Below are 22155 nucleotides of genomic sequence, written 5' to 3' on the forward strand. Positions count from 1 at the left end.
GCAAACTAACGCTTAGCAGGCAAACGTTCTGCTAGACGCTTGAGCATCAACTCTGCGCCACGCTGCTCAGCGATGCGCCGGCTTTCGCCTTTGGCCGTGACTTGCTCGGTATGGGGCGGCTCAAGGCTGTCATCAACTTGGCAGGCGATGGTAAATACCTGGTCGGGCGCATTGCCATGAATGTGTAGCGTTTCATAACGCGGCAATGGCAGCTGATTGGCTTGCATCAGCTCTTGCAGGCGGCTTTTGGCATCTTTAATCACTACCTGCTCGCCAACTTCGGTAATAAGCGTGTCAAACCACGTCAAAACGCACGCTTTGACCGTATCAAAACTGCCACTATCCAAAAAAATCGCGCCAATCAGTGCCTCAACGGTATCGGCTAAAATCGACGCGCGTTGTCTGCCGCCGCCTTTGCGCTCACCCACGCCCAAGATCAAATGCTCGGATAAGCCCAGTTGTTTGGCAACAATCACCAAAGTCGCCTCGCGTACTAGGCTTGCCCGTAGGCGCGTCAAGCGTCCTTCGTTGTAGTCAGGGTAACGGGTAAGCAGTGCCTCGGCGATAATCGCACCAAGTAATGCGTCGCCCAAAAATTCTAACCGCTCGTAGTTATACTCTGAATCATAAGAGCGGTGCATTAGCGCCAAAATTGGTAAGTTGATGTTACTAAACTGATAACCCAGCCGATAATACAGTGCCGTCAGCCCGCGTACCTGTGAGGGCAGTTTTTTAAGGTCAAATTTAGGCACGCTGGCAAGACGGGTAGTTGGATCGGTCATTGGTACGGTTTAGGCTCTGTAAACTCAATTTTTTAACAATGAATCGTTTAACATTGATATTGTAAAACAGCTTGCCGATCAGTGCTGCGCAAACTGGTTATTTTTTTGCAACCTTAGCATCTTCAGCGGTGATGGTGTCATCAAAATGATTGACGATATCAACATTGCCAAAGAAATTATTGGCTTCATCGTAGTTTAGCTTGATGGACAATTCGCCTGGTGTACGGTTGATAAAGCTAATCACATCTTCAGGTTTTTGTCCAAAACCGTTGATATTCCACTGTGCCCCGACGTTGCTTAGAAATGTTCGGTCGGTTTCTTTATTATCGTTGGCCTTTTTAAGCTCCCACGCCAAGGATTTTTTGAGCTGATAATGCCCGATTTGTGCAGGCACAATGCTCAAACCGATTTTGGCACACACGATCACCAATGCAATAATTAGTACCACGCTGCTCACGCTGGCACCGCGCTGCGCGCTGGGTAATGTAAATTGGGGTAACGACATATTTGCCTCCGCGATGGCTGTATTTATCATGAAATTACAACATTTACCATGCAGTTTTTATGCCAAAACTTGGAAAATTTTTATCAATTTACCTATTCAATGGCTTTATTACGCGCAAAAGTCGGTAATTGTAGCCCAGGTGCTTTGTGCATCCAAATATAACTGGCTTTACCCGATAAATTTTCATCGGGCACAAGCCCCCAGAAACGTCCATCAAAGCTGCGATCACGGTTATCACCCATGACAAAATACTGTCCTTGTGGCACAGTGATTTGCCAGTCTTGTCCACGACTTGCGATAACCTCAGGCGAGTGCTGCGCCAAAAACTGCGCTTGCAAGTACCACGGTGTGTTGCCAACATGGCGCGTCAAATGCGTGTGCCCTGCAGCAGGGCTTTCTTGCTGATAACGCGCTTCAAGCTCTTCTGCTTGCCCTTTTTGTGCCGCTTGCTCGGCCGTCAAGACGCCTTCAACCTCTGATACACCTGCAGGATACATTTGCGCAACCATGGTAGGATCGGCTTGATAATTCACAGGCACGGTTGGCACAGGTTGCCCATTGACCACCAGCTGCCCGTTGTGCATACCCACCGTATCACCGCCCACACCGATCACGCGCTTGATGTAGTAGACTTTTGGATTGGGTGGAAAGCGAAACACCGCCACATCGCCACGCTGTGGGCTACCAATATCGACAACTTTGGTATTGAGCAATGGCAAGCGCAAACCATAGGCGTATTTATTGACAGTGATAAAATCGCCCGTGTATAGCGTTGGCACCATAGATGATGACGGGATATTAAACGGCTCAATGATAAATGAGCGCACCACCAATACCACCGCCAAAATCGGTAAATACTCATACGCCCAGCGCACAGCAGCAGGGCTAGCTGCCAAACCCCGCTGTTTTTTAAAGTGCCACCACGTGATATCCAGCAACCAAATGATGGCTAAACCTAATGTCAGCGGTACCAAGATGATGTTAAAATCAAAATCCATCGCGCGTCTCGTGTGCGTAGTTACGTCTTTGGTTGGATTGGTTAGCTTGGGTTTATTTAGCGGTCAAGCAAGCAGCTAAAACTTAGCTATCTACCTGCAGTACCGCCAAAAACGCCTCTTGCGGAATCTCGACGCGCCCAACCTGCTTCATGCGCTTTTTGCCTTCTTTTTGCTTTGACAATAGCTTTTTCTTACGCGATACGTCACCGCCATAACATTTTGCCAATACGTCTTTACGCAAGGCTTTAACGGTGCTGCGCGCGATGATTTGGCTGCCAATCGCCGCCTGAATCGCCACATCAAACATCTGCCGCGGTATCAGCTCTTTCATTTTTTCGACCAACTGATTGCCGCGATAACGCGCCTGATCGACGTGGCAGATCATTGCTAAAGCATCGACTTTCTCGCCGTTGATCAAGACATCGACTTTCACCAGTTTATCGCGCTCAAAACGCTCAAAACTGTAATCAAGTGAGGCAAAGCCACGCGATACCGATTTTAAGCGGTCAAAAAAGTCCATGACCACCTCACCCATCGGGATATCAAAGGTCAGCTGTACTTGCTGCCCCATGAACTTCATGTCCACTTGTACGCCGCGACGCTCGATACACAGCGTCATGACGTTGCCCAGATAGTCAGGCGGTACAAGGATATTACAGCGCGCAATCGGTTCGCGAAACTCATCAATCGTACCAACATCGGGCAATTTTGATGGGTTGTCAATATGGATGATCTCGCCGTTTTTCTTTTTAATCTCGTAAATCACCGTCGGCGCAGTGGTAATCAAGTCCAAGTCATACTCGCGCTCAAGGCGTTCTTGGATGATCTCCATGTGCAGCATACCCAAAAAGCCGCAACGAAAGCCAAACCCAAGCGCATCCGACGTATCAGGCTCAAAAAACAACGCCGCGTCATTGACTTGCAGCTTTTGTAACGCCTCACGAAAGCTTTCAAAATCCGCTGAATCAACGGGGAATAAGCCTGCGTACACCTGCGGCTTGACTTTTTGAAAACCTGGAATACTCTCAACATCGGGAGTTTTGGCATGGGTGATGGTATCGCCCACAGGCGCACCACCGATATCTTTGATCCCTGCAATGACAAAACCGACTTCGCCTGCTTCTAGCACGTCGGTTTCTAGCGACTTGGGTGTAAATACCCCAATCGATGAAACAGGGTAGCTCATCTTGGTCGATTTGATATAGATTTTGTCGTTTTTTCGAAGCGTACCTTGGCGCACGCGCACCAATGATACCACGCCCAAATAATTATCAAACCATGAATCGATAATCAACGCTTGTAACGGCGCGTCACGATCGCCCGTTGGTGCTGGGATTTTCTCGACAATTGCTTGTAGCAATTCATCAACACCCAAGCCTGTTTTGGCAGACACGCGCGGTGCGTCAATCGCCTCAATGCCGATGATATCCTCAATCTCTTGAATCACACGCTCAGGGTCTACTTGCGGCAAATCGATTTTGTTAAGCACGGGCAACACTTCAAGCCCTTGCTCAATCGCAGTATAGCAGTTGGCAACCGACTGCGCCTCAACGCCTTGCGCTGCATCGACAACCAACAACGCACCCTCACATGCCGCCAACGAGCGTGACACTTCATACGAAAAATCAACGTGCCCTGGTGTGTCGATAAAATTAAACTGATAACGCTCGCCATTAGGATGGTCATAGTGCAGCGTCACTGACTGCGCCTTGATGGTAATGCCGCGTTCTCGTTCAATATCCATCGAATCAAGTACTTGCGCCTGCATTTCACGCTCTTGCAAGCCGCCGCACATCTGAATAATGCGATCTGCCAGCGTTGATTTGCCATGATCAATGTGGGCGATGATGGAAAAGTTGCGAATATTAGATAATGCTGTCACGATGTCCTATCACGTGCCTAAGCGCAAGGCTTTTGGGCTAAAGCTAAATGGGCTAAAAAGGTCAAAACTAAACGGTCAAAATTCAAGAAATTTTAACAAATACGGTCGCCAACATACAGGCGCTAATCTGCGGTATTGTAGCGCATTTTTTCTTAATCGGCTAATATTTCCAGTCTTGTCGTGATATCTTTGATAGACTCATTCAAAATAATCGCTCAGACAGATTTAGCCGAATCCGATGGCTGAACAGAAGGGGAAGCCAGTGGTACACTGGTCGTTTGCGTGGTTACAGGTTGGCTGCCAGATGTTTGTAACACAGACTGCCTAAATGACTGTTTGGTAGTCGTTTGTGCCAACTCAGATTGGACGCTTGCCGCCTGATTTTTGGTGGCTTGATTTGCCAAATAACGCCCCATCCACGGCGAGTCGCCATAAAATGAGCCGTTTAACTGGGTTTGCTCAATCAAATATTCACGAAAGCGTTGGTAAAAATCTTGGTCGGGCGGCATGGGATTTTGCCAAAAACCATCGAGCGGCTGTGGATCAGTCAATTGCGGTACGTCATAAATCGCGCGTCCCATAACTTTGGTCGGGCGGTTGTGGTAAATCGACTGTAACCCCGTGGTGCTATTAATCGTCACCATGCCAAGACTGTCACGAATCAAGGTAGGCAAGTGCATATCGCAACCATAATGCACGCGTCCCTTGATCCCCAAATTGTCCGCTAGCATGGCAATCAGCGCGCCATAGTGCCGATGCGCACGGTCAAGCGGATGGTGTTTAAACACCAAATGCAACGCGTGCGGCGCGTGTTGGGCAAAGCTTGTCATTACCTGTTCAATAAACACCGTGATATCGGCATAATCGCTATGAAAGGTAATCTGTGAATCGTTATACACCTGTAGGCTGACCAAAAAATATCGCTGCGCCAAATGCTCATGCAGGCGACGTTGCAGACGTTTATCAGGCAGATAATGATACACTTTACGCAACGGCGCTTTGAGCCACGTCATACCCTCTTGCCACGCCGTCATACCGCGATAATGCATGTAATGCGGAAACTCATCTTGTTTGGCACGCGCAACGATATAATACACAATTGCTGATAGACAGAGTTTATAAAAACGGTTATGCGTCGGTAGCGGCTTGTCATTGGCTTTTTGTAGCTGCTTGATAACGCGCAAATCTAGCTGCGAGTAGCCATTGATGCCGTCTTGCTGCAAGGTCACATAATCAGGGCGCAAATAGCCTTCTTCAAAAACAAAAAATGCTGTACCCAGTCGCCGACACACCGCCCCTGCCAGCGCATGATGCGGACGGCAATCACCAAAACACACCACCGCGTCGATGGCTTGATGATGCAACAAATCGACCAAATACGCGTCAAAATCCGCCAGTGTGCCCGTGTAATTGTACACACGCTCACGATGCCGATAAAAAAACGCGTCACCTGCGTTGAGGTTGATTTTACTCACCTCAATACCTTGGGTATGCAAAAAACTGGCAAAACGGCTAAAAAACGACCCCATCTTGCCCTGAATGAGCAACACGCGCTGATGGGTTAAAAGTCGTTCTAACGATGCCGTCATCGTGGATCCTTCGCGCTAAATTTAGGTAGCAACCTAAAGGGTAAAAACATAAATTGCGACTTAGCTTAGCGACTGTTATTGCATTATTTTTTGGCTAAAAACGCATCATTATACGCATTTTGACGTGCGTTGTCTGCTAGTCTGGCAACAAGTGTAGGATTGGTTACGCATTGCGCCGCTACAAGCGTTGGCGCAGCTGCATGAATGCTTTTGCCAGCGGTTGTTTAATTCGGCGGTCAAGCCGCTGCATCAACTGCTGTGTTAAACCGTTCAAATCACTTGGCGGTTGGCTGTTATCTTTTGCTTGGTACAAATGCGCAATGACATCCTCAATCTGCGCCAGCCCAAAACCATTTGGCACACGATATAGCGGATATGTAATTAGCGTAACATACACCAACTGCTGCAAGCTCAAAGGTTGGCAGCGCGCGCGGCGGGCATAGGCACGTTGGGCAGCCGCGCCCGTTGCGCGGTCATCGGTCAAGCCAAAGCCTGCATAAAACGGCACACCATAGCAGGTCACGCTAAGTCCGCGTAACAACGCCTCAAACCCCGTCAAAGAACTTATTGTATGCACTGCATCAACCGCTGCCAAACACGCGGGCATGGCGATATCGGTGACAACTTGGTCGGCAAGACGCGCAAGCGTCGGTGCGTCAATCTGTCCTGTACGCAAACCTGCCTGCACATCGGGATGCGGTTTATAGAGGATATAAGCGTTTGGGTGGGCAGCACGTACTTGCTCAAGCAAGGCGCGATTGGTGCGGATGTCACTGGCGCAGCATTGCACGGACATATCATCCTCAACCTGCCCTACCACCAATAGGATACGCTGATGCGGCGCGGCATGGGTGGTAAGCACACGCTTATCGCCAACGTTGTATTTGCTAACCTGTTGGGCAAGTAACGTGTCAATCAGCGTCGCAGTGCGCATAGATTGCGTGAGCGTTAAGTCAGTTTGGCAAACTAGCTTATGTTCCAAATCGCTTGTCGTGGTGGCATCATAATAGATGCCGCGACGATCAAGCACCACCGACAGCGGTGCAATTAGGCTGGCACCGAGCCCCGTTGAGCGCACAAAACCATCTTCCATGCACCAAATTTGCGCGTTGGGTCGCTGACGCTGTATTTCACGACGTTTGGCAATACCCCAAACGATGATATCCTTGGCAGTATGTAGCCGATTTTGCGCCCAACGGCTGTTCAGTTGTTGTTTTAACTGGGCTAATTCGGCGAACGGTTTGGCAATAATAGGCAGATCTGTCACAGATTTTGGTTTAGCAATAAACTGTAGCTGACCGCCTGCACTCGCCAAAAACGCCCGTACAAAGCTATATTTCCAACGACTAAATGCAAACACCGTTGCCTCACGTGGCAATCGCTCACGCCATGCACGGTTAGTCATCAGCCAGTCTATGATCTGCTCGATCTCACACGCTTGTCCTGTCGCAGGATTGGCGTAGTAACTGTAGCGCAAATAAGCGGCATGGAATAAATCATCGAGCGTTTTGGGCTTGGCAACACGTTGCGCGCGCCGTGCGGTTGTGGCGGTGTATAGCGGCTGCATCACGTGATGCGCAAAATAACTGTCATCGGTCAGCCCCCAACCTGCATACCATGCCACGCCAAAGCAATGCACGCGCTTACCCAACAGCAAGGCTTCAAAACCCATCTGTGAGCTGACTGTACACACCGCATCCATGTTTGCCAATAGCTCCAGCGGATTAACGGCTTGTTGAATTACGCTCACATCAGGCGATAAAGGCAATGCTGTCAAATAACCTGCCTTGCCTGCAGGGTGCACCTTGACCCACAGTTTGGCCTTGGGGTATAGCTTGCGCGCAGCACGCAGCATATCAGCAAAGGTTTGCGCATTTGCGCCTGCACCTGCCACCGACTGATCGCCTGCCACTTGGTCGACAAGTAGCACATTACACAGGTTGGTATCAATGGCAAGTTCGCCCAACGTGCCTGTGGCAGCGGTTGGATTGTACTTGGATAAATGCGCCTCGACGATACGCTGACGTAGCGTTTGTGCGCGCAGACGCTGGGCGGCGGTCAAATCACTGGTTGCAATCAGCTGTTCTAAGTAAGATGGTGCGTGCGCGTCAAAATAAATTCCGATTGGGTCAATCACCACGCTGCAACCGTAGCGTTGTGCAGTACCACTACCAAGCCCACGTAAAAAACCGTCTTCTAGCGTCAAAACGGGCAAATCGTGCTGCGCGGCAAATCGACTGGCACGGCGGTGGCTTTTTTTACGCCCCCAACCGAGCATCGCGCCAACATCAGCGGTCTGCATGTGAGTCGGCAACAAGGGGAACACGCGCTTAACCGTGACAGGTTTTTGCGCATACGCTTGCAAAAACGCGCCCAACAGCGCATTGTTGCGCGTTATACCGCGCCCAACCACACCAAACACCAACGGCTTGCCTGCATCCGTCGGTGGCATTGGGGTGTTGATGCTTGGCAACAATGGCTGAACAGTCATGACGGTATGATCTTTTTTACAATAACTAATAACAATGCAACAGAGCGATGCGCTTAGTTTGACTTCCTCCCCTCCCTAAAGTGAGGGGATTCCTGCTCCCAGACGGTCAAGCCCGACCGCAAGAATGTTCCGACTGGCGTTAATATCTCTATCATGCCGTGTGCCACACTTCGCACAAGTCCATTCTCTTATTCGCAAACCTGCGCTACCTTTCGGACTATTGCTGTCGATTTGACCGCAACACGAGCAAGTTTGGGTAGTGTATTTCTCATTGACGATTTCAAAACGGCAACCTGCGTGCTCGCATTTGTAGGTCAGTTGTCGTTTGAGTTCAAACCAACCTGCATCGTAAACCGATTTGGCTAGTTTGCCTTTTTTGCTGTTAAATTGGGTGGTTTTAACGTCACCAACCACGATTAGGGCATTGTCTTTAACTAGCCCTGTGGTGAATTTGTGTATGAGGTCTTGACGTGTGTTTTTGATTTTGGCGTGGATAGCCTTAACACGCTGTTTGTTTTTGGCACGTTGGGCGACACCCAATTTTTTAGCCCATGCCTGTGTTTGCTTGATTTGTAGTTTATCGCCGTTTGAGGCGGTAGCACTGTCTTTTAAGCCTAAGTCTATGCCAACGCTACCTGTTCCACATTGCTGTTTTGGGTATTCTTTGACGGTGATACACGCATACCATCGGTTACGGCTGTCTTGTACAATCTCGCAGGTGTTTATTTGATACAGCGATAGATTGTAGCTGTCCCATACGTCTATCAGTAGCTTTTGCCCTTTGGCTAGGCTTAGTTGTAACGTCGATTTTAAGCCTTTTTTATTCGTTTGGTGGGTGGCAATGTGCTTAATAGCGGATTGTTTAAATGGTAGCCAACCGAGTGATTGACGTTTTGAGTTTGGGTTGTTGGTTCGCCATGATAGTTTGGCTTTTTTGCATTGCTTTCGGCTTTTGGCATGGGTTTCGTTGATAGCTTGGATGGTTTGCGAGTGTAAGCCAAGGAATTCACCGCTACCTTTGGTATATTCGTTTAGGTCATAGGCTGAAAAGAATTTGCCTGTTTTTTGTAGGTACTTGTAACTCAAGTCATTGATGTAGTTCCATACGAAATTAACCGAACCGCTTAGGCGGTTAAGCTTCGTTATGTGTTTGTCTCGTATGCGTAGCTTGAGTGTTTTCATGGGTTTATTTTAACATATTTAGTATCTTATCGTGTGTAAGCATAGCTACAGAGTTGCCTTATATCCACCGCCTGAAGTCGCAGGTTTACGGCAACGGAGGATAACAAACCTTATCAACGTGTGCTGATTTACGTATTGATTGACAATTTACTGACCATAAGACTTGTAATTGCACCACCGCGACCAAACCATTTTAACCAAGCTTGAACAACAAATTTTTGAAAACATCTTGCTAAAATTTGGTAAATACAAACAAGGAAAAAATGATGACAGATTTTTGCGTGATGACGCTGACAGGCGAGCAAGCGGCAAAATTCTTGCAAGGGCAAGTGACGTGCCATGTTGATAAGCTAAACGCTGATATTTTTCAGCCAACGGCAATTAGTAACCTAAAAGGTCGGGTGGATTTTGGGCTATGGCTCAGACACGTTGATGACATGACGTTTGAGATCGTGCTGAGTGCCGATTGCGTTGCCGATTTTGCCCAACATATCAAAAAATACGGCGCGTTTTCTAAGATCACGTTATCAGACGCAAAGCCGATTTACCCTGTTGTGATTGAGGGTGTGCTGACGTTTAGCGAAACTGATACGAGCTATCCACTGACCGATTGGCAGGCACAGAGTATCGCGCAGGGCAACTACTGGCTGACTCAGCCGACGCGTGGTTTGTTTCAGCCGCAAGAATTGCGCCTACACCAACGCGGCGGTGTGGATTATGATAAGGGCTGTTATTTGGGGCAAGAAATCATCGCGCGGCTATGGTTTAAGGCAAGTCCCAAGGCATGGCTGCATCGGATAGCAGGCACTGGCGATACACCTGATGCAGGCGCGGTGTTGGGTAACAATGTGACGGTGGTCAATGCCATTGCCAAATCTGACAGCGCCAATGCGTTTGAAGCATTGGTCATTGCACGTCCCGATAATATCACAGCGGCAAGCTTAACTGTACTGGCATTGCCTGAGGCGTTACAGCAGCCGATTGAGCGACAGGTGTAGCTTTTTTCATCCAGCCACTGACCGATCAAAAGGCACCATCATGCAAATTTTTACCGCCGAACAGACTGCCGCCGCGTTGCCCTACCCTGCACTGATTGATGCGCTCAAAGCCATGTTTGTGCAAGGCTGTGTCGTACCGCGTCGCCATCACCATGCCATTGACAGCAGTGACAAAGGCGCAACACTGCTGATCATGCCAGCATGGCAGCGCGACCGCTATTTGGGCATCAAGCATGTAACAATTTATCCTGAAAATAGCCAAAAGCACGGACTGGCAGGCTTGTTTTCGACCTATACGTTGTTTAACGCGCACAACGGCGTGCCACTGGCAGTCATCGATGGCAACACGATTACCAATCGGCGCACGGCAGCAGCATCGGCGTTAGCAGCCACATTTTTGGCGCGCCGCGATAGCCACCGCTTGCTTATCGTTGGCGCAGGCAACGTGGCGCGCGAGTTGGTACCTGCTTACGCGGCGGCGTTTGACCTTACGCGCGTGCAAGTATGGAACAAAACCCATGATAAAGCCGTTGCACTTGCCACTGATTTGCGCGCGCAAGGCTTTAATGCCGAGGCAGTGACCGATTTGGCAGCAGCTGTGGCAGACAATGACATCATCAGCTGCGCGACGCTCTCGACCGAGCCGCTGATTCATCGCGACTGGGTGCAAGCAGGCAGCCATGTTGATTTAATCGGTGGCTTTACGCCTACCATGCGTGAGTCTGATGATGCGCTGTTTGGCGACACGTCGGTGTTTGTTGATACCGATGAGGCGTTGGATAAGGCAGGCGATTTACTGTTCCCACTACAGGCAGGTGTCTTGACGCGTGAGCAAGTGCAAGCCGACTTAATAACGCTGTGCCGACAGCAACATCATGGGCGCACACATGATGATGAAATCACTGTTTACAAAGCCGTTGGCAACGCCGCAGAGGATTTAGCCGCGGCGATATTGGTGTATGAAAATGCCAACCCAACGTCCAAATAAACGCCATGTTTGCCCGTTTTACTGTGCGTTTTGACGCTTTTTACCCAAACAATTGCCAATTTGGCTATAATAGCTGCATATTTTTCAACCGATTATAAAGAGCCTACTCATGACCGCTGCTGTTCGTACCCGTATTGCCCCAAGTCCCACTGGTTTTCCACATGTTGGCACCGCGTATATCGCCTTGTTTAATTTGGCATTTGCCAAAGCGCACGGTGGCGAGTTTATTTTGCGTATTGAGGACACCGACCAAGCGCGTTCAACGGCACAATCTGAGCGCATGATTTTGGACGCGCTGCGTTGGGTGGGACTAGATTGGGCAGAAGGTCCTGACGTTGGCGGCCCACACGCGCCTTATCGGCAAAGCGAACGCCGCGAAATTTATCAAGCCCACGCCCAACAATTACTGGATGCAGGGCATGCGTTTCGTTGTTTTTGCACGCCCAGTGAGTTAGACGCCATGCGCGCCGAGCAGATGGCGCGTGGTGAAACCCCACGTTATGATGGGCGTTGGGCACATGTCAGCCGTGAAGAATCCGATCGCCTAGCTGCTGAGGGTAAACCATTCGTCATCCGTATGCGTGTACCCGATGAAGGCGTGTGCCGCTTTCACGACATGTTGCGCGGTGAGATTGAAATTCCGTGGGCACAAGTTGATATGCAGGTACTGCTTAAAACCGATGGCTTGCCAACCTATCACCTTGCCAATGTCGTTGATGACCACTTGATGCAAATTACCCATGTGATTCGTGGTGAAGAATGGCTCAGCTCTGCACCCAAACATCAGCTATTGTACCAATATTTTGGTTGGCAAATGCCTGTACTTTGCCATATGCCACTATTGCGCAACCCCGACAAGTCCAAGCTATCTAAACGTAAAAATCCTACCTCAATCACCTACTACCGTGACGCAGGTGTGCTGCCTGAGGCACTACTCAACTACTTGGCGCGGATGGGTTATTCCCTACCCAACGAAGCAGAAAAATTCACTTTAGAGGAGCTAATCGCCACGTTTGATATCACGCGCGTGTCATTGGGTGGCCCGATTTTTGATGTGGAAAAGCTAACGTGGCTCAATGGCGAATGGCTGCGCGCGCTAACGCCCGAACAGCTTGCCGATAAAATTCTTAACTGGGCAAATCGCAGCAATAATCTGACCGCGATTGCGCAAGCGATTCAGCCACGGATCAACCTACTGTCTGACGCGGTGAATTGGGCAGGCTTTTATTTTCAAAATCTACCCAGTATCAGCGCACAAGACTTTGATCATAAAGTCTTATCCACTGAGCAAATCATCGAGGTATTACAGCTGGCGCAATGGCAGCTTGAGGCACTGCCTAAATGGACAGAGAGTAACATCCAAACCGTGCTAACCAACTTAGCAGGCGAATTGGGTATCAAGCTGCGTGATATGATGGCACCGTTTTTTATTGCCATTGCAGGCAGCAAAGCCAGCACACCGGTCATGAACTCGATGTATCTCATTGGCGCGGACATGACACTACAACGTCTGCGCCATGCCATCGAAGTACTTGGCGGTGTGAGCAAAAAACAGTTAAAAGCCTTAGAAAAACACCATCAAGCGTTGGGTAGTTTGTGGCAAACCAAAGTCAATTAAATTATCTGTTGTCACCTTATAAATATCAAATACCCTATTTGTAAGCCCCCGACCATCCCCCTATTGAGATGGTTTCCAGCAATGTGGTAGCAGCTCATCAATCTGGCTATCAGGATGTGTTGGCAGCCGTCTCAGCACATCCACCAAATACGCATACGGATCAAGCCCATTCAATCTAGCTGACTGAATGAGCGACATAACATTCGCCGCTCGCTGACCGCTCTCAAGCGACCCTGCGAACAACCAATTCTTACGCCCGAGTGCCCAAGGACGCATCTGATTCTCCGCCCAATTATTATCAATCGGCAGATTGCCATCATCCAAATAACGAGTTAATGCCGTCCAACGTTTCAAGCAATACTCAATCGCCTTGGTAATACTGGCATTCTTAATCGTACCTAGCCTTTTCTCCTGTAACCACGCATAAAGCCTATCTGCAATCGGCTTTGCTTTCCCTTGCCTGATTTGTCTAACTAACCTGAATTCGACATAAGAAAGGATAAAAAAAAGAAGTCCAATATGCTAAAGTAAGTTCACCACAAACAACCTAGCCAAGGACTTCTTACATGGACAATCTTGTAGAACTTTACTGCCACATAGACGACTACTGCAAAACCTACACAGCCGAGCAACAGAAGAAAATGCTAACGCTAAAGCGAAAAAGCAGTAAAAAGACCCGAAACAAACCATGCTGCATCAGTTTAGCAGAAATCATCACCATCATGGTACTATTTCATCAAATCAGATACCGAGAATTTAAAGCATTTTACTATGGCTATCTGTGTCAATGGCTAAAAAGTGCCTTTCCAAGACTACCAAGCTACAACAGAATGGTAGAACTGATGGAAAAAGCCGTACATCCCATGTGTGACTACTTGAAATTCTTAATGCAAGGCAACTGCACAGGGATAAGCTACATTGACTCAACCAGTCTAGCTGTGTGTGACAACCACCGTATCAAACGCCACAAAGTCTTTGCCGACACTGCCGCACGAGGAAAAAGTAGCATGGGCTGGTTTTATGGCTTTAAACTGCACGTCATCATCAACCACCCAGGTGAACTTGTCAATCTCACCGTCACAGCAGGCAATGTGGATGACAGAAAACCTGTGAAACAACTGTGCGATATGACCGTATTTGGTAAACTGTTTGGTGATAAAGGCTATATTAATAAATCCCTAACTGCTTGGCTGGATAAGCGATTACTCAAACGCCGTTTCTTGATTGAGACGGTGTTTGATGAGTTAAAGCATATTTGCCAAATTGAGCATTCAAGACATCGTAGCCCTGCTGGGTTTATGGCTAATTTATTGGCAGGGCTGATTGCTTATTGCCACCAAACCAAGAAACCTACGCTAAAGAATGTGCTGATTGGGCATTCTTTACCGCAGGTTGCTTAGTTTGTGATAGCTTTCAATGAGTTATGCAGTAGTTTATGTCGAACTGGGGTTAATTATTCAGTATGATAGGTAATTACTTAGTATGACACCTAATTACTCGACTACATTTTTGTGCAAAGGTTTGCATAAACTATTCCACCGTCACACTTTTTGCCAAGTTACGCGGTTTATCCACGTCGGTGCCTTTTGCCAAGGCGGTGTGATACGCCAATAATTGCACAGGAATGGTGTGCACAATCGGCGATAAAATGCCGACATGCCGCGGTGTGCGGATAACGTGCACACCCTCACTTGCAGTGTATTCGCTATCCAAATCGGTGAATACAAACAGCTCGCCGCCGCGTGCTGCAACCTCTTGCATGTTTGCCTTGACCTTATCTAGCAAGCTATCGTTAGGCGCGATAACAACAACAGGCATGGTTTCATCGACCAACGCCAAAGGCCCGTGCTTAAGCTCGCCTGCAGGATAAGCCTCGGCATGAATATAGGTGATTTCTTTGAGTTTTAGCGCGCCTTCAAGGGCGATTGGGTAGTGAATACCGCGTCCCAAAAATAGGCTGCTGGGCTTACTGGCAAATTGCGCTGCCCACCCGATGATTTGCGGCTCAAGGTTCAGCGCGTGCTGAATACTGCCTGCCACTTGGCGCAACTCTTCGGTAAATTGGGCTTCTTGCTCGGCATCAACCACACCACGCAACTTGCCCAACGTCACCGCTAGGCCAAACAATGCAATCAGCTGGGTGGTAAAGGCCTTGGTTGAGGCAACGCCGATTTCCGCCCCTGCGCGGGTATAAAATACCAATTCGCTTTCACGTGGCAATGCCGATTCCATGACGTTACAAATCGATAGGCTGTGCCGATGCCCCAATGCTTTGGCATATTTAAGCGCCTCCAACGTGTCCAGCGTTTCGCCCGATTGTGAAATGGTGATAATCAGCGTATCGGGGTCAGCGATGACAGGGCGGTAGCGGTATTCACTGGCAATTTCGACATCACACGGTATGCTCGCGATACTTTCAAGCCAGTATTTGGCGGTCAAGCCTGCATAATACGACGTGCCACACGCCAAAATCTTGATACCACGAATTTGGCTAAACACCGTCTGCGCCTGCTCACCAAAGTTAGCAGCAATAAAGCCTGAGTTCATAAACACCTCGGTGGTGTCAATGATGGCTTTGGGCTGCTCGTGGATTTCTTTTTGCATAAAATGCGTGTAAGGACCCAGCTCAAGCGATGCCAAAGACACTTGTGAGGTTTTAACCAATCGCTCAGCAGGCTGACCATCCCGATCAAGCAAACGCTCGACTCCATCGGCGGATAGCAACGCCATATCGCCATCTTCTAGGTACATGATATCTCGGGTAAACGCAACCACCGCCGAAACGTCTGAGGCGACAAATACTTCTTGCTCACCGCAACCAATCAGCAGCGGACAGCCCATGCGCGCTACCACCATTTGATCGGGCAAATCAGCGGCAATCACCGCAATGGCATATGCACCATGAAAACCTGCACACGCTGTCTGCACGGCGGCAAACAAATCACCACCATTTTTGACGTACTGTTGATGCACGCTGTGGGCAATAACCTCGCTGTCAGTTTGTGAGGTAAAAACATACCCTGCTACTTGCAAGCGCTCACGTTCAGCTTCAAAGTTTTCGATAATCCCGTTATGCACCACACAAATTAAGTCATTGGATATATGCGGATGAGCGTTGGGCTCGGTCACGCCGCCATGCGTTGCCCAGCGCGTATGCCCGACCCCTGTGCTACCCGTCAAGCCCATTTCCTGCGCGGCTTGGTCGGTCAAGGCCACTCGACCGACGCGGCGCACGCGCTTGATACCTGCTGCTGTCTGCACGGCAATACCTGCCGAATCATAGCCACGATACTCAAGCCGCTTGAGCCCATCGGTCAAAAAATCCACGACATTGGCATGACGACGTATGCTACCGACGATACCGCACATAGGCTTTCCTTATATTCTAAAACCAACAAATTAAATTTATGGTTATCTAATACCATCAATCGTTCATATGGGGTTAATAAACGAATTTTTAAGGCTAAACTATGGCTGAGCTCGCTTTGATTTTGCCTTAATTATTCGCTTAGGGTATACAATTGTATCTTACTTTTTACTGGGGCGTTGCCAACGCTCCACGGTCACCTGCTTGGCGCGTGCCAAAGTGAGTTTGTCTGCAGGCGCAGCTTGGGTAATCACCGAACCTGCACCAATCGTCGCGCCTGCACCGATTTGCACGGGTGCAACAAGGCTTGCATTGCTGCCGATAAACGCGCCATCACCGATTTGGGTTTTTGACTTATTCACGCCATCATAGTTACACGTGATTGTACCTGCGCCGATATTCACTTGGCTGCCAATGGTTGCGTCACCGATGTAGCTTAGGTGATTGACCTTGCTGCCTGCACCGATTTGGGCTTTTTTGGTTTCAACAAAATTACCAATTTTTACCCCATCAGCAAGTTGGGTATCAGGGCGCAAATGGGCAAACGGGCCAATATCCACACCTGCGCCGATGGTCGCTTGATGGATGACGCAGTACGGCTTGAGATGACACGCATTACCAACGCTGCTGTTGCTGATCACGCAGCCTGCTTCAATATACACGTTATCGCCTAGCTGCACATCGCCTTCAAAGACGACATTGACATCAACGAACACGTCGCGCCCGACGCTAAGCTGCCCACGGATATCAACACGACTTGGGTCGGCAAACTGTACGCCTTGCCGCTGAAGCTGCTCAACTTGATAGCTTTGATAGCGCCGTTCTAAACGCGCTAGCTGCACGCGGTCATTGACACCTTCAACTTCAAAACCAAATTTTGGTGCAACCGTTGCCACCTCCACACCATCGGCGATTGCCATCTGGACGATGTCGGTTAAATAATACTCCCCTTGGGCATTGTCGTTGCTAAGTTTTGGCAAAAATTGCTGCAAAATCGCGTTATCGACCAAATAAATGCCGCTGTTGATTTCTTGAATCTGTTTTTGCTCAGGCGTTGCGTCTTTTTCTTCAACAATACCTGTCACCTTGCCTGCTGCGTCACGCACGATACGCCCTAGCCCAAACGGATTGTCTAACCCCAACGTGACCATCGCTAGCTGGCTACCGCTGTCAATCAGTTGCTGCAAGGTGTCTTGCCCAATCAGCGGCACATCGCCCGATAAAATCAGACTTTTGCCTGTGGTTGGTAAATGCGGCAAGGCCATCTGCACCGCGTGTCCCGTGCCAAGCTGCTCGGCTTGCTCAACCCATTCTAGCGTGCCGTTGTGCACGCCATAATCAGCAAATGCCGCCTTGACCTGCTCACCACCAAAACCATACACCACAATGATACGTTCACTGCCCAATCGCTTGGCAGTGTCAAGCACATGACGCAGCAGTGGTTTGCCGCCAAGTGTTTGTAGCACTTTGGGGCGGCTTGATTGCATCCGTGTGCCTTTGCCCGCTGCCATGATAATTGTGGTGAGATTTTGCATAAATATTCCTTAAGCAATCAATTGTTATAGCATCAATTGTTCGACAATACACTGTTAAATTATTATAAACATTAAGCCAATGAAAACAATAGCAGCCATCACACCTGCTAGCACATCATCAATCAAAATTCCAAATCCGCCGCCCACGTGCCGATCCACCCATTTGATGGGAAACGGTTTGATGATATCAAAAAACCGAAACAGCACAAACGCCATCAACAAGTGCACCCATTGCCACATGCCAAACCACGTATCAATCCGATAATGGCTCATGCTGTTTAATGGGTCAAACTGATAACAATATTTTAACGCCAACAGCGTGATCCACATGCCAACCCATTCATCAAACACAATGTGCGGATCATCGTGCACGCCCATCAAATCCGACGTTTTGCCGCAAATATAGCTGCCCACCAAGCCACCTGCAACCGTAATCGCCAAAAATCCCCAAAAACCCAACCACGACAAGCCAATGCCAACCAACAAACCGCCCAGCGAGCCCCATGTACCTGCCGCGCGTTTGGGCAAACCTGAACCTAACCCAATGCCAAGCCAATAAATTAACCGCTCCCAGCCGCTGGCATCAGACGGACATGGGGGGCAGGGATTGGCTTTACGAACATCGGGTTTATGCGTGGTCATTGAAAAGATTTATTCAAAAATGCTGATAGCCTTGGGTGGTCAGATTAACACGCGTTTGTCCATCAAATAGCTGCATAGCACTGCCTGCAATGATCTCACCAATCGGATGGATATGCTGGCTCAATTCGCTATGCATTTGCTCAAATTCTGCCAATTTATCGCACGCAATGGTGAAACACAATTGATAATCATCGCCGCCGTTTAGCTGATACTGCCATTTTTCAAGATTTGGCAAGGTTTGCAAAAGCGGATGGGTTGGAATTTTGGCTAAGTTAATCACCGCCCCAATATCACTTGCCGCCAAAATATGCCCCAAATCTTGCGCCAGACCATCAGACACATCAATCATACTGCTGGCAAAGCCGCGCAACGCTTGCCCCAATGCAACACGGGGGACAGGCAAATCCAGCGCATCTTGCAAGTCAGAAAGCCTGCCACGCAATACCTGTTGCAAGGCATAGCTTGCCGAACCGATCTCGCCACTGACGCACACCACATCACCAACCTGCGCCCCATGGCGGCAAATCGCCTGCCCGTCTGGCACCCAGCCCAACGCCGTCACGCTGATGGTTAAAGAATCGGATTTGGTCGTATCACCGCCGATCAACTGCACACCAAACTGCTGACAAATCGCGCCTAAACCACGGCTAAACTCACCAAGCCAAGTCTCATCCGCAGACGGCAAGCTGATACCCAACAAAATCGCATACGGGGTTGCACCCATCGCTGCAAGATCAGATAAATTTACCGCCACCGCCTTCCAGCCAATCGCAAACGCTGAGGTAGACAACGGAAAATGCCGCCCTGCAACCAATGTATCAAGGCAGCTCACCAACTGACAGCTCACAGGCGGCTGGCTAATCGCCGCGTCATCACCAATACCAACCACCGTGTCGCAATGTTGGGCGGTGGCAGCGGCAAAATGTTGGGCGATTAAGCAAAATTCAGACATAGCACACGGTAGCAGATAGGGGGTTATTTATCAGATGGATTTTGTTGTTGGATGTGTGGTTGGTCTTGCGTGTGCTCGGCAGTGGTTTGGTGTTGGGCTTTTTTGGCATCTGCCGCGACCTCTGGCTGGCGCAAGTCTTTGGCAACCTTATCCATCACCACATGAATCAGCTTGTAGCCATCAGATGAACCAAAATGACTGTTCAGCTGCAACGCCTCATCAATCACCACTTTATACGGTACTTCAAAGCGGTATTTCATCTCATACGTACCGACCAGCAACACGGCTTGCTCAACTTTATCTAGCCGCGACCAATCGCGATCAAGTACGCCGCTGATATAGTCAATCAGCGTATCACTTTGGGCGATGATTTGGCTTATCAGTTCATGATAATAGCCCAAATGCACGGTATGCATGGCGTTTTCGCTACGTGTGTGCGCCTCAATCTCATGCGCAGGGTTGCCCGTCATCAACCACTCATACAAACCTTGCACAGTAAACCGCCGCGCCTTACGAATCGCGGTCAAGCTGGTTTTGTAGTTGAGGGCTTCGCGTTGTGGTTCGGTATCGCTCATTGTCTGCCTTATATCAGGTGAAAAGAGGTTACAGTGCAAAATTATTCGTCATCGCCAAGCGCGTCGATTTGATCAAGCACACCAATCATCTCAAGTGCGACCGCTGCCGCTTCGCTGCCCTTGTTGCCTGCTTTGGTGCCTGCGCGTTCGATGGCTTGTTCAATGCTGTCGGTGGTCAAAATACCGTTGATGACAGGCAAATCGTAATCTAGCCCAATCGCGCCTAAGCCTTTGGCAGACTCGCCTGCAACATAGTCAAAATGTGGTGTACTGCCGCGAATCACCGCGCCTAAAGCGATAATCGCGTCAAATTTATCCGTCTGGGCAAGCCGCGCCGTTGCCAAAGGAATCTCCCACGCACCTGGTACGCGCACCACGGTGATATTATGCCCTGCCACACCATGACGCAGCAGCGTATCAAGCGCGCCATTGACCAGTGACTCGACGACAAAGCTATTAAACCGCCCGACGACAAGCGCAACGCGGGCATGTGATTGGGTGTGTAGCTCACCGTGTAGGTGTTGGACTTGCGCAAGTTGATTGGGTAAATTGGTCATCGTGGTGCCTTTACTAAAATCATGTGAATAAAACAACGTAAATATTGCCTAAAATCAGTAACTTTATTGTGGTTAAAACAGTGTAAAAAACAGTTGGCTTGACTTCCTCCCCTCCCTAAAGTGAGGGGATTTCTTCTACAAGACGGTCAAGCCCGACCGCAAGAATGTTCTTACTGGCGTTGATATCTCTATCATGCCATGTGCCACACTTCGCACAAGTCCATTCTCTTATTCGCAAACCTGCGCTACCTTTTGGACTACTGGACATATCGCCACAGCACGAACAGGTTTGGGTAGTGTATTTCTCATTCACGATTTCAAAACGGCAACCTGCATGCTTGCATTTGTAGGTCAGTTGGCGTTTGAGTTCAAACCAACCTGCATCGTAAACCGATTTGGCTAGTTTGCCTTTTTTGCGGCTGAATTGGGTGGTTTTAATATCACCGACCACAATTAGGGCATTGTCTTTGACTAATTGGCTAGTGAATTTGTGGATGAGGTCTTGGCGTGTGTTTTTGATTTTGGCATGAATCGCTTTGACACGCTGTTTGTTTTTGGCTCGTTGGGCGGTGGCTAATTTTTTAGCCCATGCTTGGGTCTGTTTGATTTGTAGTTTATCGCCGTTTGAGGTGGTGGCACTGTCTTTTAAGCCTAAGTCTATGCCGACACTACCTGTTCCGCATTGTGTTTTAGGATATTCTTTGACGGTGATACAGGCATACCAACGGTTACGGCTGTCTTGGACGATTTCGCAAGTGTTTATTTGATATAGGCTAAGATTGTAGCTATCCCATAGGTCTATAATTAGCTTTTGCCCTTGGGCTAAACTAAGCTGTAAGGTTGATTTTAAGCCTTTCTTGCCTGTGGCATGGGTGGCGATATGTTTAATCGCCGATTGCTTAAACGGTAGCCAACCTAATGATTTACGCTTTGCCTTTGGGTTGTTGGTTCGCCATGATAGTTTAGCCTTTTTGAATTGGCGTCGCGATTTGGCGTGAGTTTCGTTAATGGCTTGTATGGTTTGAGAATGCAAGCCTAGCAGTTCACCGCTACCTTTGGTGTATTCATTTAGGTCATAGGCACTAAAAAATTTGCCTGTTTTTTGCAGGTATTTGTAACTCAAGTCATTGACATAGTTCCACACAAAATTGACCAAACCGCTTAGGCGGTTAAGCTTTGCTGTGTGTTTGTCTTTTATGCGTAGCTTGAGGGTTTTCATGGGGTTAGTTTAACACATTTAACAAGTTTCTGTGCGTAAGCATGATTGCGGAATTGCCTTATATCCACCGCCTGAAGTCGGTGGTTTTACGGCAATGGATGATAAATTTATGCCAATTGGCGGTTATCATAGCATTTTTTGGGCATAAAGTCTTAGCATTGCATCTAAGTTATCTATATTATTGTTACCCCTATTTTAATGCTTGTAAAAAATCGATGTCATCAAATCGTCATATTTCGGCGATAAAGTAAGCCTGTGTACCACAACCTTACATT

Annotated in this window: 18 protein-coding genes and 1 pseudogene; 4 read left to right on the top strand and 15 right to left on the bottom strand. The window is 48.7% G+C overall.

The window, feature by feature from the left end; all coding sequences use genetic code 11:
* Nucleotides 1-5 precede the first annotated feature (5 nt).
* The 7 genes from rnc to MA2_RS03660 all read right to left on the bottom strand — a co-directional run bounded on the left by rnc (nt 6) and on the right by MA2_RS03660 (nt 9429).
* A complete protein-coding gene (gene rnc / locus MA2_RS03630; protein WP_067056687.1) occupies nt 6-782 on the bottom strand; it encodes a ribonuclease III in 777 nt (258 codons plus the stop codon).
* Nucleotides 783-879: 97 nt separating this feature from the next.
* Nucleotides 880-1287: a DUF4845 domain-containing protein gene (locus tag MA2_RS03635; RefSeq protein ID WP_067057004.1), complete on the bottom strand. Its 408-nt coding sequence runs from the start codon at nt 1285-1287 to the stop codon at nt 880-882.
* A 92-nt stretch (nt 1288-1379) separates the two neighbouring features.
* The gene (lepB, locus tag MA2_RS03640; protein ID WP_067056690.1) at nt 1380-2285 is read right to left on the bottom strand and encodes a signal peptidase I; all 906 of its coding nucleotides are present in this window, start codon (nt 2283-2285) and stop codon (nt 1380-1382) included.
* Between the two features lie 82 nt (nt 2286-2367).
* Nucleotides 2368-4167: a translation elongation factor 4 gene (lepA, locus tag MA2_RS03645; RefSeq protein ID WP_067056693.1), complete on the bottom strand. Its 1800-nt coding sequence runs from the start codon at nt 4165-4167 to the stop codon at nt 2368-2370.
* A gap of 215 nt (nt 4168-4382) precedes the next feature.
* Nucleotides 4383-5756: a capsule polysaccharide biogenesis protein gene (locus tag MA2_RS03650; RefSeq protein ID WP_079352038.1), complete on the bottom strand. Its 1374-nt coding sequence runs from the start codon at nt 5754-5756 to the stop codon at nt 4383-4385.
* A gap of 178 nt (nt 5757-5934) precedes the next feature.
* Nucleotides 5935-8247 carry a capsule polysaccharide biogenesis protein gene (locus MA2_RS03655; protein ID WP_067056696.1) on the bottom strand — a complete coding sequence of 771 codons (2313 nt, stop codon included), beginning with the start codon at nt 8245-8247 and terminating at the stop codon, nt 5935-5937.
* A 75-nt stretch (nt 8248-8322) separates the two neighbouring features.
* Nucleotides 8323-9429, bottom strand: a complete 1107-nt coding sequence (locus MA2_RS03660; protein ID WP_067056699.1) for an RNA-guided endonuclease InsQ/TnpB family protein — start codon at nt 9427-9429, stop codon at nt 8323-8325.
* Nucleotides 9430-9695: 266 nt separating this feature from the next.
* Here MA2_RS03660 and ygfZ point away from each other — a divergent pair, with 266 nt between their 5' ends.
* The 3 genes from ygfZ (at nt 9696) to gltX (ending at nt 13033) form a co-directional block, all read left to right on the top strand.
* On the top strand, nt 9696-10427 hold the full coding sequence (gene ygfZ, locus MA2_RS03665) for a CAF17-like 4Fe-4S cluster assembly/insertion protein YgfZ (RefSeq protein WP_067057007.1): 732 nt from the start codon (nt 9696-9698) through the stop codon (nt 10425-10427).
* Nucleotides 10428-10467: 40 nt separating this feature from the next.
* The gene (lhpI, locus tag MA2_RS03670; protein WP_067056703.1) at nt 10468-11415 is read left to right on the top strand and encodes a bifunctional Delta(1)-pyrroline-2-carboxylate/Delta(1)-piperideine-2-carboxylate reductase; all 948 of its coding nucleotides are present in this window, start codon (nt 10468-10470) and stop codon (nt 11413-11415) included.
* Between the two features lie 109 nt (nt 11416-11524).
* Nucleotides 11525-13033 (top strand): glutamate--tRNA ligase, encoded by a 1509-nt coding sequence (gene gltX, locus MA2_RS03675; RefSeq protein ID WP_067056706.1) that lies wholly within the window; start codon nt 11525-11527, stop codon nt 13031-13033.
* Between the two features lie 60 nt (nt 13034-13093).
* On the opposite strand, the pseudogene MA2_RS10870 reads toward gltX, so the two are convergent.
* Nucleotides 13094-13495, bottom strand: a pseudogene (locus tag MA2_RS10870) (IS66 family transposase); the annotation flags it as partial.
* A gap of 104 nt (nt 13496-13599) precedes the next feature.
* Between MA2_RS10870 and MA2_RS03680 the strand changes: the two are divergent.
* Nucleotides 13600-14433: an IS982 family transposase gene (locus tag MA2_RS03680; RefSeq protein ID WP_067056709.1), complete on the top strand. Its 834-nt coding sequence runs from the start codon at nt 13600-13602 to the stop codon at nt 14431-14433.
* Nucleotides 14434-14563: 130 nt separating this feature from the next.
* On the opposite strand, the gene glmS is transcribed toward MA2_RS03680, so the two are convergent.
* From glmS to MA2_RS03715, 7 genes are all read right to left on the bottom strand, one after another.
* On the bottom strand, nt 14564-16402 hold the full coding sequence (glmS, locus tag MA2_RS03685) for a glutamine--fructose-6-phosphate transaminase (isomerizing) (RefSeq protein ID WP_067056712.1): 1839 nt from the start codon (nt 16400-16402) through the stop codon (nt 14564-14566).
* 159 nt (nt 16403-16561) lie between these two features.
* Nucleotides 16562-17935, bottom strand: coding sequence for a bifunctional UDP-N-acetylglucosamine diphosphorylase/glucosamine-1-phosphate N-acetyltransferase GlmU (glmU, locus tag MA2_RS03690; protein ID WP_067056716.1), 1374 nt, complete (start codon nt 17933-17935; stop codon nt 16562-16564).
* Between the two features lie 54 nt (nt 17936-17989).
* Nucleotides 17990-18577, bottom strand: coding sequence for a phosphatidylglycerophosphatase A family protein (locus MA2_RS03695; RefSeq protein ID WP_067056719.1), 588 nt, complete (start codon nt 18575-18577; stop codon nt 17990-17992).
* 13 nt (nt 18578-18590) lie between these two features.
* A complete protein-coding gene (thiL, locus tag MA2_RS03700) occupies nt 18591-19529 on the bottom strand; it encodes a thiamine-phosphate kinase (protein WP_067056722.1) in 939 nt (312 codons plus the stop codon).
* A gap of 23 nt (nt 19530-19552) precedes the next feature.
* Complete coding sequence (gene nusB / locus MA2_RS03705; RefSeq protein ID WP_067056725.1) at nt 19553-20104, bottom strand: transcription antitermination factor NusB; 552 nt, start codon at nt 20102-20104, stop codon at nt 19553-19555.
* 41 nt (nt 20105-20145) lie between these two features.
* Nucleotides 20146-20661 carry a 6,7-dimethyl-8-ribityllumazine synthase gene (ribH, locus tag MA2_RS03710; RefSeq protein WP_067057010.1) on the bottom strand — a complete coding sequence of 172 codons (516 nt, stop codon included), beginning with the start codon at nt 20659-20661 and terminating at the stop codon, nt 20146-20148.
* 115 nt (nt 20662-20776) lie between these two features.
* The gene (locus tag MA2_RS03715) at nt 20777-21880 is read right to left on the bottom strand and encodes an RNA-guided endonuclease InsQ/TnpB family protein (RefSeq protein ID WP_067056728.1); all 1104 of its coding nucleotides are present in this window, start codon (nt 21878-21880) and stop codon (nt 20777-20779) included.
* Between the last annotated feature and the right edge of the window lie 275 nt (nt 21881-22155).

This window comes from Moraxella atlantae NBRC 14588 (assembly GCF_001591265.1).
Classification (GTDB): Bacteria; Pseudomonadota; Gammaproteobacteria; order Pseudomonadales; family Moraxellaceae; genus Faucicola; species Faucicola atlantae.

What these genes read in the sequence shown, in the direction of transcription:
- lepB (WP_067056690.1), bottom strand. Translation starts at nt 2,285, where the DNA reads ATGGATTTTGATTTTAACATCATCTTGGTACCGCTGACATTAGGTTTA.
- MA2_RS03715 (WP_067056728.1), bottom strand. Translation starts at nt 21,880, where the DNA reads ATGAAAACCCTCAAGCTACGCATAAAAGACAAACACACAGCAAAGCTT.
- MA2_RS03635 (WP_067057004.1), bottom strand. Translation starts at nt 1,287, where the DNA reads ATGTCGTTACCCCAATTTACATTACCCAGCGCGCAGCGCGGTGCCAGC.
- gltX (WP_067056706.1), top strand. Translation starts at nt 11,525, where the DNA reads ATGACCGCTGCTGTTCGTACCCGTATTGCCCCAAGTCCCACTGGTTTT.
- ygfZ (WP_067057007.1), top strand. Translation starts at nt 9,696, where the DNA reads ATGACAGATTTTTGCGTGATGACGCTGACAGGCGAGCAAGCGGCAAAA.
- thiL (WP_067056722.1), bottom strand. Translation starts at nt 19,529, where the DNA reads ATGTCTGAATTTTGCTTAATCGCCCAACATTTTGCCGCTGCCACCGCC.
- glmS (WP_067056712.1), bottom strand. Translation starts at nt 16,402, where the DNA reads ATGTGCGGTATCGTCGGTAGCATACGTCGTCATGCCAATGTCGTGGAT.
- MA2_RS03650 (WP_079352038.1), bottom strand. Translation starts at nt 5,756, where the DNA reads ATGACGGCATCGTTAGAACGACTTTTAACCCATCAGCGCGTGTTGCTC.
- MA2_RS03695 (WP_067056719.1), bottom strand. Translation starts at nt 18,577, where the DNA reads ATGACCACGCATAAACCCGATGTTCGTAAAGCCAATCCCTGCCCCCCA.
- MA2_RS03655 (WP_067056696.1), bottom strand. Translation starts at nt 8,247, where the DNA reads ATGACTGTTCAGCCATTGTTGCCAAGCATCAACACCCCAATGCCACCG.
- ribH (WP_067057010.1), bottom strand. Translation starts at nt 20,661, where the DNA reads ATGACCAATTTACCCAATCAACTTGCGCAAGTCCAACACCTACACGGT.
- glmU (WP_067056716.1), bottom strand. Translation starts at nt 17,935, where the DNA reads ATGCAAAATCTCACCACAATTATCATGGCAGCGGGCAAAGGCACACGG.
- nusB (WP_067056725.1), bottom strand. Translation starts at nt 20,104, where the DNA reads ATGAGCGATACCGAACCACAACGCGAAGCCCTCAACTACAAAACCAGC.
- MA2_RS03660 (WP_067056699.1), bottom strand. Translation starts at nt 9,429, where the DNA reads ATGAAAACACTCAAGCTACGCATACGAGACAAACACATAACGAAGCTT.
- rnc (WP_067056687.1), bottom strand. Translation starts at nt 782, where the DNA reads ATGACCGATCCAACTACCCGTCTTGCCAGCGTGCCTAAATTTGACCTT.
- lhpI (WP_067056703.1), top strand. Translation starts at nt 10,468, where the DNA reads ATGCAAATTTTTACCGCCGAACAGACTGCCGCCGCGTTGCCCTACCCT.
- MA2_RS03680 (WP_067056709.1), top strand. Translation starts at nt 13,600, where the DNA reads ATGGACAATCTTGTAGAACTTTACTGCCACATAGACGACTACTGCAAA.